Source organism: Bacteriovorax sp. DB6_IX (assembly GCF_000447775.1).
GTDB lineage: Bacteria > Bdellovibrionota > Bacteriovoracia > Bacteriovoracales > Bacteriovoracaceae > Halobacteriovorax_A.
The window spans coordinates 1-341 of record NZ_AUNJ01000502.1; the positions used below are offsets into that span (position 1 = coordinate 1).

Genomic DNA, 341 nt, shown 5'->3' on the forward strand with positions numbered 1-341 from the left:
GCCGAGAGTTCATTTCTTCTGACATGCATAAGATCACTGGCCTTGATCATAATCATTGATCTTTCAATCCAAGACATTTGCGACCATTTACCATTGTAGAAGTCCTCATCAATAACTTTAATAGCAGTCTTAGCATCTTCAACATTGGCAAATCGGATTGTTCCAACAACAGTTTCTCCATCAGAAGGAGATTTAACTGTGATCATCTCACCATTTGTCTTGAAGATATTATTCTGTTCTTTACCAAGCTCTGATTGGTATTGATCCAGTGAATTCTCAACTGTTCTTAATTCACTGTCTAAGTAACTTCTTAGAGTTGGAATATTAATAAACTCTCCATC

The 341-nt window shown here is 36.1% G+C and carries 1 protein-coding gene; it reads right to left on the bottom strand.

The genetic code is table 11. The features are described from left to right. Positions 1-341 (bottom strand): aldehyde dehydrogenase family protein (locus tag M901_RS15775; protein WP_021279219.1); only part of this gene is annotated, 341 nt, incomplete at both ends.